The following is a 16,756-nucleotide window of genomic DNA, read 5'->3' as shown; positions in this document are numbered from 1 at the left end:
TTACACCTTGTCCGATGCAAGCGCGAGCGTGCCTGCATCGTGCCCGAGCACGGCGCATAACGCTTCGACCACGAACTCATGATCCTTTCGTTGCGGCAAGCCCGACACCGTCACTACGCCTATCACGCCTGCGCCTTGCACGGTCAGTGGAAACGCACCGCCGTGGGAAGCGAATTCAGCGGCGGGGAGTGAGTATTTATCGGCGAGTGTTGCGGATGCCTGTTGAAGCCCCAGGCCAATTGCATACGAACTCACGCGAAAATGCTCGACCGTGCGCGCCTTGCGCTGCGCCCAGCGGACGTTGTCGGGCGTGGCGCCATCGAGTGCGCAAAAAAACAGCGGCTGCCCGAAGGTGCGTACGTCGATCACCATTGCCAAGCCTCGCGCCACCGCCATCTCGCGAAGTTGAGAGCCAAGCTGCCATGCGCGGTTGGAATCGAAGTGCGGAAAGACGAGGGTTTTTTCCTGGTGCGCGATGGTTTGCAGGTCTTTAAGAATATCCATAGACGATGTTTCCGTATGCAAGTGTGAGTAGAACGAGTCGAATGCATAAATTGTGACACGACTTCAATAGCAGGCTTGTGTATGTACGTCATTCAAATGCACGTCGACGACGAGTACGTCATTTGACCAATCAGTTTTGAGATTCAGCCAACGCCTCAATAGCTCTTAATTTTCTTTGAGTTAATCGATATATCTGGTTAATGCTGCATGCCAACGTGTTGTTTAAATTGCACCGCCTGCTGAATTAGGACAATACTCATTCGAGCATTTCGTCCGGCTCAGTAGAGTTCAAAGCTTTGTCCACAAAGCCATTGGCGGGTCCATTCGGACTCGATACCGGCGCTGATCCCGACACGCAACGAACGATTTCGTTTGCGTGCTCGTGTCTTGGACACGGATCAACTCTACGCAGGAATGCAAAATGAACAAGGTTTATAAGTCCGTCTGGAACGAATCGATTGGCGCTTGGGTGGCGGCTTCGGAAAATAGTCCAACTCGCGGCAAGTCCTCAGCGAAAAAATTGGCGGTAAAGGTCGCGTCCGCTTCGGCCGCCTTGGGAGCAACTGTGGGGATGCTGTCGCCAATCAGCGTCCTGGCACAAAACGCGCCCTATCTGGGTAGTGAGGACAATGGTGTCGACACCTGTTCAAGAGCTGGATCCAACATGCAACCCTGTGAAGCCTGGAGTTCAGGCTTCACAGCTGTTTCTGGAAGCCGTCTCGCCTACCTCACCTCTCTTAACGGAACAAGTGAAGGCGGCGTTTGGGCTGGAAACTTGTCGTCCGGTTTGTTTTACGGCAGCGGACCGGGAGGAACGAACGGAGTCGTGATCGACGCTTCCGGCACTACAGTATCGGGCACTGATCTGACACTGCGCTCGACGAACGGCGTCAACGTATCGTCGGGAAAAATCATCAACGTCGCAGCAGGCACGTCGAGTACCGACGCTGTCAATCTGGGGCAATTGTCTCCGCTTGTCACGGCGCTCGGAGGCAAGGCTGCCTTGGATAGCAAGGGCGCAATGACCGCACCGAGCTACACCATCGGCGCAAAAAGTTACGACAACGTAGGCGACGCCTTGACTGCTCTTTCCGCTGCGTCCGGAACGAACAAGTACTTCCACGTCAACTCGACACTGGAAGATTCGACCGCCGTGGGAACGGAGTCAGTCGCAATCGGCGGTGAGGCAGCGGCAAACAGCAACGGCGACATTTCGATCGGCTCCTATTCAAGCGCGACGGGAAGCAGTGATTCATCTGGATCGGCGATCGCTATCGGGACGCACGCCGAAGCAAGCACCATGCAAACACTGGCGCTCGGCACATCTGCAACGGCCGCGTCAAACGGCGATGTCGCGATCGGAACACTCGCGCAGGCCACAGGTACCGGAGCTTACGGTTCAGCAACAGCCGTAGGCTTCAGCACTATTGCAGACGGCAAACTGGCTTCTGCGCTGGGCTATCGTGCGACAGCGACGGGTGCTAACTCAGTCGCACTGGGTGCCAACTCGGTAGCCGATCTGGATAACACCGTTTCGGTCGGCAGTTCCACCAAGCAAAGAAGGATCGTCAACGTTGCAGCCGGTACCCAAGCGTACGACGCAGTCAACGTGACGCAGCTTCAGAGCGTGACCGCCCTGCTTGGCGGAGGAGCGAAAGTGAACGCCGATGGCACGGTTCAGGCGCCGACCTATACCGTTGCAGGCGCACAGGCCGGGACCGTAGGCGATGCAATTTCCAAGATCGATTCGGAACTTTCCAACAAGGTCGCGTATGACACGGCCGACAAGTCGCAGGTTACGCTCGGTGGCGTCGGTGCCGCAAATCCAACCAAACTGACGAACCTGAAAATTGGCGACCTCAGTTCGACCAGCACGGACGCCATCAATGGCTCGCAGTTGTACTCGACCAATCAGCGCGTAGGCTCGCTCGAAACGTTCGAGACGAACATCAACAACGGCGGCGGCATCAAGTACTTCCACGCGAACTCGACGCTTGCAGATTCATCGGCGACAGGCACGGATTCGGTGGCCATCGGCGGCGCGGCGTTGTCCTCGGGCAAGAACTCGGTCGCACTCGGTTCTAACTCGGTGGCGGATCGCGATAATACGGTTTCAGTCGGCGCAGCGGGCAAAGAACGCCAGATCACCAACGTGGCAGCGGGTACGGCTTCGACAGATGCAGTCAATCTGGGTCAATTGACGGCTGTCTCGAATAACGTCGACACGCTCGGCAGCTTCGCGGTCAAGTACGACACGGACGCAAACGGTGCGCCGGACTACCAGAAGATCACGCTTGGCGGTGCAGGCGCCACGAAGCCTACGCTATTGACCAACGTCAAGGCCGGTGGACTGAACGCGGACAGTACCGACGCCGTGAACGGTTCGCAGTTATTCGCCACGAACACGAACGTCGCGGCACTGCAGGACTTTACGAACAACATCAGCAATGGCGGCGGCATCAAGTACTTCCACTCCAATTCGACGCTTGCCGATTCATCGGCTACCGGTGCGGATTCAGTGGCGATTGGCGGCGCGGCTGTTTCCTCGGGCAAGAACTCGGTTGCGCTCGGCTCTAACTCGGTGGCGGATCGCGACAACTCGGTGTCGGTCGGCGCAGCGGGCGGCGAGCGTCAGATCACCAACGTGGCAGCGGGCACCGCTTCCACCGATGCCGCCAACGTCGGCCAGCTCAACGCGGTATCGAACAGCGTAACGGCGCTTGGCGCCAGCGCAATCAAGTACGACACCAACGCCGACGGCACGCCCGACTACGCCAATGCAACGCTTGGCAATGGCAATGCATCGGGTACGGCCTTGCATAACGTCGCAGCGGGCACAAGCAGCATGGACGCCGTGAACCTCGGGCAGATCAACGACATGATCGGCCAGGTCACCAACCTCGCCAACGGCGCGTACAACCCGATGTTCACAGCAGACGGCAGCCGTGACACGGAAGCGGCGACATCGAGCGGCACGTACTCGGTGGCATCGGGCGCGAAGGCCGTGGCCTCGGGCGCGAACTCGGTCGCTTCCGGCGTTTCGTCGGTGGCGAGCGGCGCGAATGCCGTCGCTGTGGGCGCGAATTCTTCGGCTACGGCGAAGAATTCGGTAGCGCTCGGCGCGGGTTCGGTAGCAGATCGTGCTAATTCCGTATCAGTAGGAACCACAGCAGCAGGCGGACAACGTCAGATCACGAACGTCGAAGCCGGTACGGAAGGCACGGATGCGGTCAACGTGAACCAGATGCAGCAGTCCGTGAACACGGGTGTGAAGTCCGCGAAAGGCTACACGGACGCGCTTCGCTCCGACATGAACAGCGGCCTGTCGCTCGCGAACAACCACATCAACAGCGTTGGCGCGATGAGCAGCGCGATGGCAATGATGGCGGGCAGCGCGGCAGCAATCGCCGACAAGGACAATCGTTTTGCTGCGGGCACGGGTGTGTATCGTGACAAGGCTGCAATCGCGATCGGCTTCCAGAAGCGCTTTGGAACCAACATGGTCCTGACAATCGGCGGTTCGACGACCGGCGAAGAAACCACGGGCGGCGCAGGTTTCGCGTTCGGCTTCTAAGCGAGAATCAAGCGTTCTTGACGCATGCTGTCTGATGCGGCTGCATGTCTCTTCCACGAGATATGCAGCCGTTTTTTTTGCTTATCAGCTTCATCAGCCGGACCAACATGACAAACATGTTGCACTGCGGTGCCCGTTGTCTTATAATCTTTTTCGCGGGGTGGAGCAGTCTGGCAGCTCGTCGGGCTCATAACCCGAAGGTCATAGGTTCAAATCCTATCCCCGCAACCAAGAATGCCAAACGTCAAAAGCCCGGTTCTCCGGGCTTTTGACGTTTCTGGGTCTGTGATCGTGCTGAGCCTGTCTGGTCCATCAATTAAAAATTGTTGAGTACGCAAATGCGTGCCGCAATCGGTCGCAGCGCAGGCAGCGCAACTGCACAAATTCCCTGTTCCGCGCGTGGCATAATCAGCAGTTCATTGCTTTGGAAGCCATAGCCAGCCTCATGCGCCGTCGTCTCGTCCGCAAGTTCGGCAGCCTTGTTGGAATGTTCGTCATTCTGATGACGGCTCTCGCGCCGGCCGTATCGCAAGCACTTGCTTCAGGCGCTCGCGCTAACGCCATTCTAAGCGTTCACTGTTCCGCAGTACCGCACACGCAGACACGCACTCACGATCAAACGCCTTCGCAGCACTCGGCCGCAGGTCATTGGGACGCGTGCGGATACTGCAATTTCGCCGCGCACTCGCCCGCAGCCCCCTCTTCACTTAATGCGCTTCCAGCGCTTGTTATTGCCGCGACTTCGCCGGGCACTGCTCCGGCTCAGCCCGCCGCGCCCTACACGCCCGTGTTCGCGGCGCTTCCCCGCGCACCGCCTTTCTTCGCCTGATTCGCCGCAATGCCGCTGGCTGTATCGCCGGCACCTTTTTCTCGCGCAAACAGGATCAGCATGAACTCGTCTCTTTCAAACACCGCAAACGTGCTCAAGCATGGCGCGCTCGCCGCTGCCCTTCTGGTCACGGCCCAATTCGCCGTGGCCCATGCACTGCCGAAGCAGCAAAGTCCGGCGCCCGACGCGACCGTAGAAGCGCCGCACGAAGTTGCCATCGATTTCTCGGAAGGCCTGGAGCCGACCTTCAGCACGCTGATCGTCGTGGATGCAGCGGGCAAGCAGGTCAACAGCGCAAAGTCAGCCATCGATGCCACTAACAAGAAGCATATGAGCGTGGCGCTCGGCGAACTCAAGACCGGCGCGTACCAGGTGGAATGGACCGCGGTGGCCGAAGACGGGCATCGTACGCAAGGCCACTACCTCTTCAACGTGAAGTGATCCGCACATGAAAAAACGCACACTGATTCACGCTGGTTTGCTTGCAGCAAGCGCCATGGCCGTATCGAGCACGCAAGCCGCGACACTCTCAGCACACGACTGCTGGATCCGCTTGATGCCGGCGAGCTTGCCTTCATCGGGCTACTTCGTGGTGTCGAATAACGGCGATAAACCCGCTACGCTCACCGGCGCTGAAACGCCCGCGTTCGGCATGGCGATGCTGCATAAATCGAGCAGCAACGGCAGTACATCGACCATGGCAATGGTTGATTCCGCCGATGTCCCCGCGCACGGCACCCTGGCATTTGCGCCGAGCGGCTATCACCTGATGCTCGAAGACGCGCCCAAGCCGCTCAAAGCCGGCACCACGATTCCATTGAAACTGACGTTCTCGGACCAGTCGAGCATCAGCACTCAATGCGACGTGAAACCGGCGTCAACGCTCGGCAAGTAAGTTCGCAACGCCTGGCTTGTCGCACCATAAACGTTGCACCATAAAAAACGCGCCGCAATCTGATTGCGGCGCGTTTTTCTTTTGGCTTTTTATATCGGCTCAATGGCCCTTGAAGAGATTCATGATCTCCTGGCGTTCAGCCGGAGCAACATCCGGTGGCGGAGGCGGCGGTGTCAGGCCGCCCGGTCCCACGCCACCCACGGCATCGCTGGAACCTTCCGCGGGATTCGCCGTATCCATGCCGATACTCGCGACAAAACCATTGCCCGGGGTTTTATCGGCGAAGAACAGGTCTCCGTCAATGCTCGTCAGGCCTTCAGGCATTTCCATGGGCTGCTGAGGGATCTTGGCGAGCGCATGCTGCATGAACTCGACCCAGATCGGCAGCGCGAGTTGCGCACCGAACTCGCGGCCACCGAGCGACTTCGGCTGGTCATAGCCCATCCACGCGACAGCAACGAGTTGATGCTGGTAACCCGCGAACCAGCCGTCCTTCGCGTCGTTGGTCGTGCCGGTCTTGCCTTGCAGGTCGTTGCGCTTGAGCACATTGGTGCCCGAACCCGTGCCGGCCGTTGCGACCGAATGCAGCAAGCTGTTCATCACGTAAGCGTTGCGTGGTTCGAGCGTTTGCGGTGCGTTGTTCCCCGCCAGCAGCGGATTGGCGCGCGAGATCACGGTGCCGCGCGCATCGGCGACCTCACCGATCAGGTACGGATTGATTCGCGAGCCGCCGTTTGCAAAGACCGAATAACCGCCCGCCAGTTGCAGCGGCGTGACGAGACCCGCGCCGAGTGCGAGCGGCAAATATGGCGGGGTTTTATCGGCATCGAAACCGAACTTCTGTGTGACGTAATCCTGCGCATACTTCGTGCCGATGAACGACAAAATCCGGATCGATACCAGATTCTTCGACTTCTGCAACGCGGTGCGCATGGACATCGGGCCATCCGGCTGATCGTCGTCCTTGGGTTCCCACGCCTGCTGACCTGGCGATGTAGGCGGGAAATATAGCGGCGCGTCGTTGATGATCGTCGCCGGTCCAAGACCCTTTTCGAGCGACGCCGAATAGATGAACGGCTTGAAGCTCGACCCCGGCTGGCGCCACGCCTGCGTGACGTGATTGAACTTGTTCTTGTTGTAATCGAAGCCGCCAATCAGCGCGCGAATCGCCCCGTCCTGCGGCACGAGCGAAACCAGCGCGCCCTCCACCTGCGGCAACTGCGTGATCGTCCAGTTGTCCTTCGCGTCCTTCATCACCCGCACGATGGAACCCGGCTTGATCTTCACCGCTTGCGGCGCGTTGGCACGCAAGCCGGTGGCGACAAAACGCAAGCCATCGCCGGTAACGGTCGCCGGATCGGCGTTGACAAATTCCACCACAACCTGCTTGGGATTAACCGACGTCACTACACCCGCAACGATGTCGCCATTGTCGGGATGATCGGCGAGCGCGTCGTCGATGGCCTCATCGCGGTCATCCGGGTTCGCCGGCAAATTGACGAAACCTTCCGGCCCGCGATACCCATGGCGCCGCTCGTAATCCATCACGCCTTTCCGGACCGCGTGATAAGCCGCGTCCTGATCGACGGAATCAATGGTCGTGGTCACCGAGAAACCGCGCGTGTAGGTTTCGTCGCGATACTGCGCGTACATCATCTGCCGCACCATCTCCGCGACGTACTCGGCATGCACGCTGTATTCGGTGCCCGCCACTCGGGCGTGCAATTCCTCGGCGCTCGCCTGATCGAATTGCTCCTGCGTGATGAACTTCAGATCGAGCATGCGCTTCAGGATGTATTGCTGGCGAATCTTCGCGCGCTTCGGATTGACCACCGGGTTATACGCGGACGGCGCTTTTGGCAGGCCCGCGAGCATCGCGCATTCGGCGAGCGTGAGATCCTTCAGATCCTTGCCGAAATACACCCGCGCCGCCGATGCAAATCCGTACGAGCGCTCGCCCAAATAAATCTGGTTCATGTACAACTCGAGAATCTGGTCCTTGGTCAGCGCCCGCTCGATCTTGTACGCGAGCAGCATTTCGTAGATCTTGCGTGTGTAGGTCTTCTCGCTGGAAAGGAAGAAGTTGCGCGCGACCTGCATGGTGATCGTGCTCGCGCCCTGCGATGCACCGCCATGCAGGATATCGCTCACGCCTGCACGCGCAATGCCGACAAAGTCCACGCCGCCATGCTCGTAGAACCGATAGTCCTCGATTGCGAGCACGGCTTTTTTCATCTGGTCCGGGATTTCGTCGAAGCGCGCAATGCGCCGGCGCTCCTCACCAAACTCTCCAATCAGCACGTGATCCGCCGTATAGATGCGCAGAGGCACTTTTGGCCGGTAATCGGTGATGGCGTCGAGCGAAGGCAGGTTCGGCCCCATCACCACGAGCGCGTATCCCACGATCAACGCGCCAACGATAGCCATGACGGCGATCAGTCCGACAAACCACAGCAGGAGGCGCAGCGCTATGGAGGGTCCGGCGGAGGCGTGACCGGAAGGTTGGCGATAACGGTAAGGACCGTCTTGATCCCGGTCATCGCGGGGTGCGTTCGAGGATTTTGGTCGTTTGATAATTGGCATGACTGGATTTGAACGGTGCGCTTCTGGGGCGCCCGGTGCGCCACGCCAACCTGCCGCGTGACGATAAATGTTGAGGCTGCAAAGCCAAAAGCCCTTTGCGCCTTGAAGCCGAATGTGCAGCCGTCGTCATGGATGAGCGCTGCGGCTCGGACTGCGCGAGTCGCATGCGTTGCACGCCAATGTCCCCGGACTGGCTGCGCGTTCCCGCGGCTGGGCCATTATGGCGTTGTAAGAAAGCTGCAACGCCCACGGCCCCGCGCAGAATAACAGCGCATTTTAAAGAATTCGAGCGACGAGCACCGGCGGAGCCCCGATTTTTTTGTAAGTAAATTCATTGTGAGACCTTTGATACAGACCGAACGCACCGTTGATGCGGAAAGGTTTTCCGTTTTTTGCACGTGTGCGCGCGCGGCCGCACGGCATAGGAAAGCGGGCTTTAGCATTCTCATCTGCACAATGCAAGTTGTTGATGCCGCAAGGCTTCCTTAGCTGTCTCGCGCGCGCTGCGCCGTTCACGCACATAAGCACGCGGCAGCGCTAAAACGATATGATGGATATATTGATTGCGCGATTTTGCCTGACTCCGTACTTGCAGCGCACATTCAAAGCGTTACCTGTCGTGCTGCTGACGGACGTTGACCGGCCGTGCTTGCGTGGCCCCTGCATGTGAGGCGCTCATGACCACCAAACCCAGCGAACGCATCGTTGTTTTTGTCACCCCGGCGCAGAAACTTGCGATCACCAACACGGCCGACGGCCTCGGCATCAGTGTCAGCGAACTCATGCGGCGCGCCGTACTCAGCTTCAATGCAACCAGCGAGCAGGTCAAGGTCGCGGGGCTTGTCGATCGGCTGCGTGCGCCAAAAACACCCGATCCGCTGAATGTTGCATTGAGGCAAGTTGCCGAACGCGCCGCGGCGCGCGAGGCGCGAGATGCCGCTCAGGTCGCGAGGGAAGCCAGCAAACAGACGCTCGCGGCGGAAAAAGCGGAAGAATCGAACGCGGATTACACCGATGACCTTGCGTCACCGGATGCATCGGACGAAGACGCGTCGCTCTCCGGGCGTCCCTGAACAGCTTCAGGTCGCCTCAAGTCGCCGCAGCCACGCGCGCGGTCACAGCGACTGCAACCGCGCAAGCCGCCGCACTCGCAAACGCGCCCCACGCAATATCGATAAAAACCAGCGTCGCGCTCCAGCCCTTGAGCGTCGCCAGATTCGTGAGGTCGTAGGTTGCATACGCGACGACCCCGAGCAACGCGCCGCTGATCAGCCCGCGCATGACACTTGCCTCTGCCACACCCGGCATGACGCAGAAATAAACCAGCCCCGCGACATAGATCACATAAAAGACCGCCGCCGCGCCGAAATTCGGCTTCGGTAGGAGCAACTCGCCAATTTCCCGCTGATAGAGATTTCGCGAAACCACGCCGAGCCAGATGGCGTCGAGAATCAGGAAAACGACAGCGGTGACGGCAAACGCGACAAGAAATGTCTTCGACATGAACGATCCATTGAATGCGTAAAGAATGGCTGAAGCCTCGGTGAATTTTCTGGCCCGGCGCGCATCAGTGCGCGCACCGTCAACCGCTTGGTGTACCGTTGTGCTTGACCGGGGCCGGTTGAACCCGTTAAGTCCGGTTTAAGCCGATGCATGGTTTAATTCGTTGGCCCGGATGTGTCGGCAAATGCCGTTAAAGCCAGCCGAAGACTGAAACTCTGCCCTCGCTGCGAAGCTCGAAACAAAGTGTATCGGCGAGCTTGCAATTGGCGCGCCCGGCCTGATTTACCTGACGCACGAAGCCCGGCGACGCAATGCGCGCCGCGTTCGGGCAACTTTTAGAGCATGCGTTCATCGGATATTCGTGAACGTTGCAGCACCGTCCGCCGAATGGTCCACCGCTAGGCAGCCGACTTATTTCAGGAGGAAACTCATGTCGCTTTTGGATTCCATCTCGCGCACCGTCAAGGGCCTGTTGAACGACGCCGCCGACACCGTTCAGGACCCGTCGCGAGACGCTCGTCAGATCGTGCGCGAACTCGACGACAGCATTGCCAAAGCCGAGAACTCGCTGATCGAAATCGAGGCGCAGGTTGCCACGCAGCAGAGCAAGCGCGACGTCGCGGCCGAAAAGGCCAAGAAGTACGAAGAAGGCGCAAAGCGTGCGCTGCAAGGCGGCGACGAAGCGCTGGCCCGCGAAGCGCTGAGCGCGCAAGCCAATGCCGAATCCGAGCGCGACGCGCTGGCCGCTGAACTGGCGACGCTGGTTCCTTCGACGGATCATCTCAAGCAGCAAATCGAAGATATGCGCCAGCGCCGCAACGAGCTCAACTCGCGTTCGAACATCCTGCAGGCGAAGCAGCAGATCGCGACCGCGAAGGATGTCGCCGCGACGGCGCTGGGTGGCATTGGCGGGAAAAACCTGTCGGAAGACTTTCAGAAGCTGGAAGACAAGGTGCAGCTATCGAACGCGCGTTCGGATGCCCGGCTGAACTCCGCCGATCAAAAGAGCGGCAAGGCGCTCGACGACAAACTCGCAGCGCTTACGCGCGGGCCGTCAGTCGAAGATCGCCTGGAAGCGCTGAAGAAGCAGATCAATCCGCCAGCGCAGTAAGCTTCACTCGTGCGTGGACGGCGCGAAACTTGCGCCGTCCACGCGCAAGGGCGCTGTAAAGTCACGCGGCAAGCAGGCAGGAAAGCTCGCGCACCATTACGCGCCACGCCGTGAACAAACGACGCAGAGGTCAGCCATTCAACAGCGCGCTCTGCGGGCAACGTCCGGATATTGCATCGACATGTCGCACCGAATGGAGACGGGTGCAAACGCCCCCGGTCCGCAGATGAAAAAATATGTGATGGCGCTGGCTGCATCGCTCATGCTGGTTTCGGCCGCGGCGTTTGCCGTGCCGAGCGCCGGCCAGATCGAACAGTCGATGACGCAAGGCAACTGGAGCCAGGCCGACTCGCAACTGAGCGAGGTGATCCAGGCGCATCCGAACAACGCCAAGGCGCGCTATCTCTACGCGCAGGTGCTGGATCGCGAAGGCCGTCCAGCGGATGCGCTGGCCCAGATCCAGCAGGCCAGGACGCTCGACCCCGCAATCAAGTTCACCGATCCGTCGCGCTTCAACGCCATGGAAGCGCGGATTCGCTCGGATGCGAACCGCGTGAATTCATCGGCGAATCTGGGCGGGCAGATGAGCGAGCGTTCTTCCGGCAATGCGATGACGTCGGTCACGCGCAATCCGTTCAATCAGGGCGCAGTAGCGGCTCCCGAGAAGCACGGCCCGTCCATGGGAATGTGGGTCTTGCTCGCCGTGGTGATCGCCGGGATTGCGCTGGTGTTGCGCTGGGGCCTGAAGCGCGCGCGCTCCACTGAGGACGGCCAGGCAGATGCCGATCGCCGCACACAGCTTAAACGCGCGACAGAACTGCTTAACGACGTACGCTCGCTCAAGCTCGACGTGCGTTTATCGACGCAACCGGGGCACGAAGGGATGCTCAAGGAAGTGGAAGGCATCGAGACACAACTGCGCCAGATGGTCGAGGCGTTGTCGAACTCGAAGAACCCTGTGCCGCCGTATGCGATCGAGGATCTGTCGAATCAGATCGACAGCGTGCGGGCGCGCTCGGAAGGACGCCCCGACCCGCGCGCCGCAGCGTCGGCTGCGAGCGCCGCCGACAACCAGTCGGTGTATGCGCAGGAAGCTGAGCGTTTCGGTCGCACCGCGCCAGGTCAGCCGCCTTACTCGCCCTATCCGCAACAACAGCAGCCGCCGGTCGTCGTGCAGCAAGGCGGCGGTTTCGGTGGCGGCCTGGGAGGTTTGATCGGCGGTCTGCTGCTCGGCGAAGCGCTCTCTGGCGGCAATCGTGAACGCGTGATCGAACGCGAAGTGCCCGTGGATGTGGACGACGAATTGCGCCGTCGAGGCGGCGGCAACAACGGCGGCGGACTCGACTTCGGCAACGGCTCGAACGACTGGAGCGATAACGGCGGCGGCGTGGATTTGGGCAGCAACGATTCAGGCGACTGGGACAACAATAGCTGACCGCTTGCCTGCGAAACTGAAAAACGCCGGACGATTTGCATCGTCCGGCGTTTTTGTTTTCATCCCCCGCCGAGAAACCGCAGCAGCGCCCACAGGAACTTGAAGAATCCGACCACGAATTCCCAGATCCGTTCTAGCTGATCCCAACCGGCGACACGCAAAAACGCCGCCAGCATCACGTTCTATGGGCGCGAGGAACGACACGCGGCATGGTTGAAAAAAGCAGGCAGAAGCGGAATGTCAACGGCTTTGAAGGTTTCATGACCCGCATGATAGCCGCTGTGACTACACTCCGACGTGAATACGCCCTGCGTTCATCAACTTGCGCTATTGCCCTCTTCCTTACCGTCCGGTTCCACTTCGTCTGTCAGCGCTTCCTCAAGGCGCTTGAAAATGCGTTTCGTCGCGCCCCGGGCGTGCAGCGCGAACAGCAACAGCGAGCGTCCTGTCACCTGATACACCGCACCCGAATCGAAGTCTTCGAGTTCCTCGCGGATTGGTGCGTTGGTGTCGATCAGGCAACTCCACTGGTCGCTGCCCGGGATTTCCGGCAGCGTGTAATCCACGACATCATGATGCGCGTTGACGACCAGCAACAAGGTGGCATCTGATGCCGGACGTCGAATGCCGGTAGCCTGCGCGCGGCCGTCAATGACAAGACCGAAGCAGCGCATCGCCGGATCGTCCCATTGCTCGGGCGTGAGTTCGTCGCCCGAAGGACTGAACCATTTGACGTCGGCCACCTGCAGGTCTTCGTGGAACTCGCCTGTGAGGAAACGCCCCCGCCGCAGCACCGGCAGCGTATGACGTAAGGTCGTGAGCTTGCGCACGAAGTCGATGAGGGCGCGACCGTCTTCATCGATATCCCAGTTCACCCAGCTTATGTCGTCGTCCTGACAGTACGCATTGTTGTTGCCTTGCTGCGTGCGGCCAAATTCATCGCCGGCGAGGATCATGGGCGTGCCTTGCGAGAATAGCAACGTAGCCAGCATGTTGCGTTTCTGGCGTTCGCGCAGTGCGCGGATTTCCGGGTCGTCGGTCGGGCCTTCCACGCCGCAATTCCATGACCGGTTGTCCGAACTGCCGTCGTTGTTGCCTTCGCCGTTCGCCTCGTTGTGTTTTTCGTTGTACGAGACGAGATCGTTCAATGTAAAGCCGTCGTGAGCGGTAATGAAATTCACGCTCGCCCACGGACGGCGTCCGCGATGGTTGAACTTGTCGCCCGAACCCGTAATGCGCGTGGCCAGTTCCGCTGCCACGCCCTCTTCGCCCTTCCAGAACTCGCGCACGGTATCGCGAAATTTATCGTTCCATTCGGCCCAGCCGGGCGGGAAACCGCCGACCTGATAACCACCGGGGCCGCAATCCCACGGTTCGGCAATCAACTTCACGCTGGACAGGATGGGGTCCTGGCGGCAACTGTCGAGAAAACCGCCGCCTTCGTCGAATCCGTAGGGTTCACGGCCGAGAATGGTCGCAAGATCGAAGCGGAATCCATCGACGTTCATTTCCGTCACCCAGTAACGCAGGCTATCGGTCACCATTTGCAGTACACGCGGATGCGACAGGTTGAGCGTATTGCCCGTGCCGGTATCGTTGATGTAATACCGTTTGTCGTCCGGCAGGCGATAGTACGAAGCGTTGTCGATGCCCTTGAACGAAAGAGTCGGCCCGCGTTCGTTACCCTCGGCCGTATGGTTGTACACCACGTCGAGAATCACTTCGAGCCCGGCTTCGTGGAAGCGGTCGATCATCTGCTTGAGTTCGGAAACGGCGCCCGGGCCTTGCGCGAAAAAGCGAGGATCGGCCGCAAAGAAGCCGATGGTGTTATAGCCCCAGTAGTTCGTGAGGCCTTTGTCGGTGAGATGGCTGTCGTTCACGAACGCATGAATGGGCAGCAGTTCGACCGACGTCACCCCAAGACTCTTGATGTGCTCGATCACCTCCTTCGTGCCGAGGCCTTCGAACGTGCCGCGCAAATTTTCGGGCACGGCCGGATGGCGCTTCGTGTAGCCGCGCACATGGGTTTCGTAGAAGATGGTTTGTTCCCAGGGCACGCGAACGCGCGTTGGGTGAACCCATGAAAAGCTCTGGTCCACGACCTGGCACTTTTGCATGAACGGCGCACTGTCGCGTTCGTCGAAACTCAGGTCTTCGCCTTCGTCATCGAGCGTGTAGCCGAATACCGCCGGGTCCCACTTGAGTTCGCCAACATGCGCCTTCGCATACGGATCGAGCAGCAGCTTGTTCGGATTGAACCGATGCCCGTTTTCCGGTTCGTACGGCCCATGAACGCGATACCCATAGACCGCGCCCGGCTTCAGGCCGAACAGATAGACGTGGAAAACTTCATCGGTGTATTCAGGCAGTTCGATGCGCTCGAGTTCCTTCTCGCCGTTTTCATCGAAAAGGCAGAGTTCGACTTTCGTGGCGTTCGCGGAGAACAACGCGAAATTGACGCCCTCGCCGTCCCAGGTCGCGCCCAACGGAAACGGCGAACCTTCGGCAATGCGGATATCGTGAGCCATGTATGCGGATGTCCAGGTATTTGGGTCATGCGATCGATAATTGGTGCGCGTGGTGTCGGCTTGGGTATTGGAGTCCGGTAAACTTCCAACTGCATCGCCTATTGCCTACGGGCAGAAACTATTAGCAGGTTACGTGCCTGTGTCGATCAGGTTGTCGAGCAGAATGGGCGCGCACCATGCTGTTCACATGTCTCGGGACACCGCCATCTATTGACAAGGAGACCTCTCTTGCCCACTCAACCCGTCTCCGCTCCGATAGCGCCAGGTGCCACTCCGAATGGCAGTGCCGAAGAACGCCGGGCACAAGGCCGCTCATTACGCGACACCGTTCCGTTCAATGCCCACGCCGCCTGGCAGCCCGAAAGCGACAGGCCGGATCCCGTGGAGCGCGTGCTTGCAAACAATGCCGGCCGACAGGAACGGCTCGTGCCGTTGCGCATGGCGCGCATGGCAGTCTCCCCGTTTGCGTTCCTGCGCGGCGCGGCGAACGTGATGGCGTGGGATCTGGCGCGAACGCCGTCCATTGGACATCACGTGATGATCGACGGCGATGCGCATCTCAATAATTTCGGCCTTTTTCGCACGCCGCGTCAGGACGTGGTGTTCGACCTGAACGACTTCGACGAAACCATCGTGGCTCCCTGGGAATGGGATCTCAAGCGGCTGACGGCGAGCATCAACGTGGCGGCGCGGGAAAACGGGGTCGATGCCAGCGGCCGCGAACACGCTGTGCGCACGGCCTGCGCGGGGTACCGAACGACCATGTCCGCGCTATGGCAGATACCGGCCTACGATATCTGGCAGATGCGTTCCTACGCGAGCGTGCTGCATATCGAAGCGCCCGTCACACTCAATTCCGCTGAGAAGGCGACGATTGCGAAAGCGGTCGAGCGCGCAATGAAGCGAAGCCACGCGACGATGCTGGCGCGCGTGGCTGAGCCTTACGGCAAGAGCTGGCGTTTTCGAGAGGATCCGCCCATTCTCACGCGGCTCGACGCAGCGGAGACAAACCACGTGATCCAGGGATTGCGCGGTTATATGCAAACAATCGCCGGTGAGTGGCGCACGATGCTCGAACGCTATGACTTGGTGGATGTGGCGCATCGGGTGGTCGGTGTCGGCAGTGTCGGAACGCGCGCATATTTGGTGCTGCTGCTCGGGCGCGCACATGGCGATCCGCTGTTCATGCAGGTGAAGGAAGGCATTGTGCCGGCCGCCGCGCCTTTTGTCCCGGCCATGCCCGAGCCGTTCAGCCATCAGGGACGGCGCGTGGTTCACGGACAGCGCCTTCTGCAAAGCTCGTCAGATCCGTTGCTTGGCTGGACCACCATTTCCGGGCGCGATTTCTATGTCCGGCAAATGAAAAACATGCGCGGATCAATTCCTGTCGACTGGCTGCACGGCGCGACTTTCGATTTCTATGCGTGGTGCCTGGGATTGCTGCTGGCGCGAGCCCATGCCCGTACCGGCGATGCCGCGCTGATCGCAGGCTATTGCGGCAGCTCGGATCGGCTGGATACCGCGTATGCGCAATGGGCCGAGCTCTACGGCACGCAGACCGTCGCAGATCACGCCGCTTTCGTGCAGGCGATCGCGCAGGGTCGCGTCAAAGCCGCGCCTCCGGAGGAAAACTGAGCCCATATCTTCTCCACGTAGCCCGACTCCACAGCGGCGCAAAGCGTCGTCCAACTGGGTCTATTGCTCAAAAAACCAGGGACGGAAATGCAATCGATTGGCTATTATTGCCATAATTCGTTTCAAACTGTGCCGCCGGAGTCATGTGAGTCTTCGCGA

The 16,756-nt window shown here is 59.7% G+C and carries 12 protein-coding genes, 1 tRNA gene and 1 pseudogene; 10 read left to right on the top strand and 4 right to left on the bottom strand.

Annotation, left to right across the window (positions count from 1 at the left end; translation table 11 throughout):
• Nucleotides 1-504, bottom strand: a complete 504-nt coding sequence (locus AWB64_RS19730) for a heme-degrading domain-containing protein (protein ID WP_060857122.1) — start codon at nt 502-504, stop codon at nt 1-3.
• A 421-nt stretch (nt 505-925) separates the two neighbouring features.
• Between AWB64_RS19730 and AWB64_RS32745 the strand changes: the two are divergent.
• The 6 genes and pseudogenes from AWB64_RS32745 to AWB64_RS19705 all read left to right on the top strand — a co-directional run.
• Nucleotides 926-1,057, top strand: a pseudogene (locus tag AWB64_RS32745) (ESPR domain-containing protein); the annotation flags it as partial.
• Between the two features lie 273 nt (nt 1,058-1,330).
• A complete protein-coding gene (locus AWB64_RS19725) occupies nt 1,331-4,078 on the top strand; it encodes a YadA family autotransporter adhesin (RefSeq protein WP_060857121.1) in 2,748 nt (915 codons plus the stop codon).
• 154 nt (nt 4,079-4,232) lie between these two features.
• Nucleotides 4,233-4,309, top strand: a tRNA-Met gene (locus tag AWB64_RS19720).
• Nucleotides 4,310-4,523: 214 nt separating this feature from the next.
• Entirely contained in the window at nt 4,524-4,907 is a 384-nt protein-coding gene (locus AWB64_RS32740) for a DUF2946 domain-containing protein (RefSeq protein ID WP_075643313.1), read from the top strand.
• Between the two features lie 60 nt (nt 4,908-4,967).
• Nucleotides 4,968-5,348, top strand: a complete 381-nt coding sequence (gene copC / locus AWB64_RS19710) for a copper homeostasis periplasmic binding protein CopC (RefSeq protein ID WP_060857119.1) — start codon at nt 4,968-4,970, stop codon at nt 5,346-5,348.
• Between the two features lie 7 nt (nt 5,349-5,355).
• Entirely contained in the window at nt 5,356-5,802 is a 447-nt protein-coding gene (locus AWB64_RS19705; protein ID WP_060857118.1) for a copper chaperone PCu(A)C, read from the top strand.
• Nucleotides 5,803-5,901: 99 nt separating this feature from the next.
• Here AWB64_RS19705 and AWB64_RS19700 read toward each other — a convergent pair whose 3' ends face one another.
• Nucleotides 5,902-8,385 carry a penicillin-binding protein 1A gene (locus AWB64_RS19700; RefSeq protein ID WP_060857117.1) on the bottom strand — a complete coding sequence of 828 codons (2,484 nt, stop codon included), beginning with the start codon at nt 8,383-8,385 and terminating at the stop codon, nt 5,902-5,904.
• Nucleotides 8,386-9,062: 677 nt separating this feature from the next.
• On the opposite strand from AWB64_RS19700, the gene AWB64_RS32735 reads away from it, so the two are divergent.
• A complete protein-coding gene (locus AWB64_RS32735; RefSeq protein WP_060857116.1) occupies nt 9,063-9,458 on the top strand; it encodes a hypothetical protein in 396 nt (131 codons plus the stop codon).
• Nucleotides 9,459-9,474: 16 nt separating this feature from the next.
• Here the strand turns inward: AWB64_RS32735 and AWB64_RS19690 are convergent, their stop codons facing one another.
• Nucleotides 9,475-9,888, bottom strand: coding sequence for a DUF2177 family protein (locus tag AWB64_RS19690; protein ID WP_060857115.1), 414 nt, complete (start codon nt 9,886-9,888; stop codon nt 9,475-9,477).
• A 430-nt stretch (nt 9,889-10,318) separates the two neighbouring features.
• Here AWB64_RS19690 and AWB64_RS19685 point away from each other — a divergent pair, with 430 nt between their 5' ends.
• Together AWB64_RS19685 and AWB64_RS19680 are read left to right on the top strand one after the other, a co-directional pair.
• Nucleotides 10,319-10,999 (top strand): PspA/IM30 family protein, encoded by a 681-nt coding sequence (locus AWB64_RS19685; RefSeq protein WP_060857114.1) that lies wholly within the window; start codon nt 10,319-10,321, stop codon nt 10,997-10,999.
• A gap of 226 nt (nt 11,000-11,225) precedes the next feature.
• Nucleotides 11,226-12,434: a tetratricopeptide repeat protein gene (locus tag AWB64_RS19680; protein ID WP_060857242.1), complete on the top strand. Its 1,209-nt coding sequence runs from the start codon at nt 11,226-11,228 to the stop codon at nt 12,432-12,434.
• Nucleotides 12,435-12,751: 317 nt separating this feature from the next.
• Here the strand turns inward: AWB64_RS19680 and glgX are convergent, their stop codons facing one another.
• A complete protein-coding gene (glgX, locus tag AWB64_RS19675) occupies nt 12,752-14,962 on the bottom strand; it encodes a glycogen debranching protein GlgX (RefSeq protein WP_060857113.1) in 2,211 nt (736 codons plus the stop codon).
• Between the two features lie 228 nt (nt 14,963-15,190).
• Between glgX and AWB64_RS19670 the strand changes: the two genes are divergently transcribed.
• Nucleotides 15,191-16,597: a DUF2252 domain-containing protein gene (locus AWB64_RS19670; protein ID WP_060857112.1), complete on the top strand. Its 1,407-nt coding sequence runs from the start codon at nt 15,191-15,193 to the stop codon at nt 16,595-16,597.
• The last annotated feature ends 159 nt before the right edge of the window (nt 16,598-16,756 follow it).

Source organism: Caballeronia sordidicola (assembly GCF_001544455.2).
GTDB lineage: Bacteria > Pseudomonadota > Gammaproteobacteria > Burkholderiales > Burkholderiaceae > Caballeronia > Caballeronia sordidicola.
The sequence above is the reverse complement of the archived record's forward strand: the minus strand, read 5'-3'. Positions and strand labels throughout refer to the sequence as shown.

Excerpts from the sequence above, each read along its gene's own strand:
- AWB64_RS19690 (WP_060857115.1), bottom strand. The coding sequence starts at position 9,888 with ATGTCGAAGACATTTCTTGTCGCGTTTGCCGTCACCGCTGTCGTTTTC.
- AWB64_RS19700 (WP_060857117.1), bottom strand. The coding sequence starts at position 8,385 with ATGCCAATTATCAAACGACCAAAATCCTCGAACGCACCCCGCGATGAC.
- AWB64_RS19705 (WP_060857118.1), top strand. The coding sequence starts at position 5,356 with ATGAAAAAACGCACACTGATTCACGCTGGTTTGCTTGCAGCAAGCGCC.
- AWB64_RS19680 (WP_060857242.1), top strand. The coding sequence starts at position 11,226 with ATGAAAAAATATGTGATGGCGCTGGCTGCATCGCTCATGCTGGTTTCG.
- AWB64_RS32735 (WP_060857116.1), top strand. The coding sequence starts at position 9,063 with ATGACCACCAAACCCAGCGAACGCATCGTTGTTTTTGTCACCCCGGCG.
- glgX (WP_060857113.1), bottom strand. The coding sequence starts at position 14,962 with ATGGCTCACGATATCCGCATTGCCGAAGGTTCGCCGTTTCCGTTGGGC.
- AWB64_RS19685 (WP_060857114.1), top strand. The coding sequence starts at position 10,319 with ATGTCGCTTTTGGATTCCATCTCGCGCACCGTCAAGGGCCTGTTGAAC.
- AWB64_RS32740 (WP_075643313.1), top strand. The coding sequence starts at position 4,524 with ATGCGCCGTCGTCTCGTCCGCAAGTTCGGCAGCCTTGTTGGAATGTTC.
- AWB64_RS19730 (WP_060857122.1), bottom strand. The coding sequence starts at position 504 with ATGGATATTCTTAAAGACCTGCAAACCATCGCGCACCAGGAAAAAACC.
- copC (WP_060857119.1), top strand. The coding sequence starts at position 4,968 with ATGAACTCGTCTCTTTCAAACACCGCAAACGTGCTCAAGCATGGCGCG.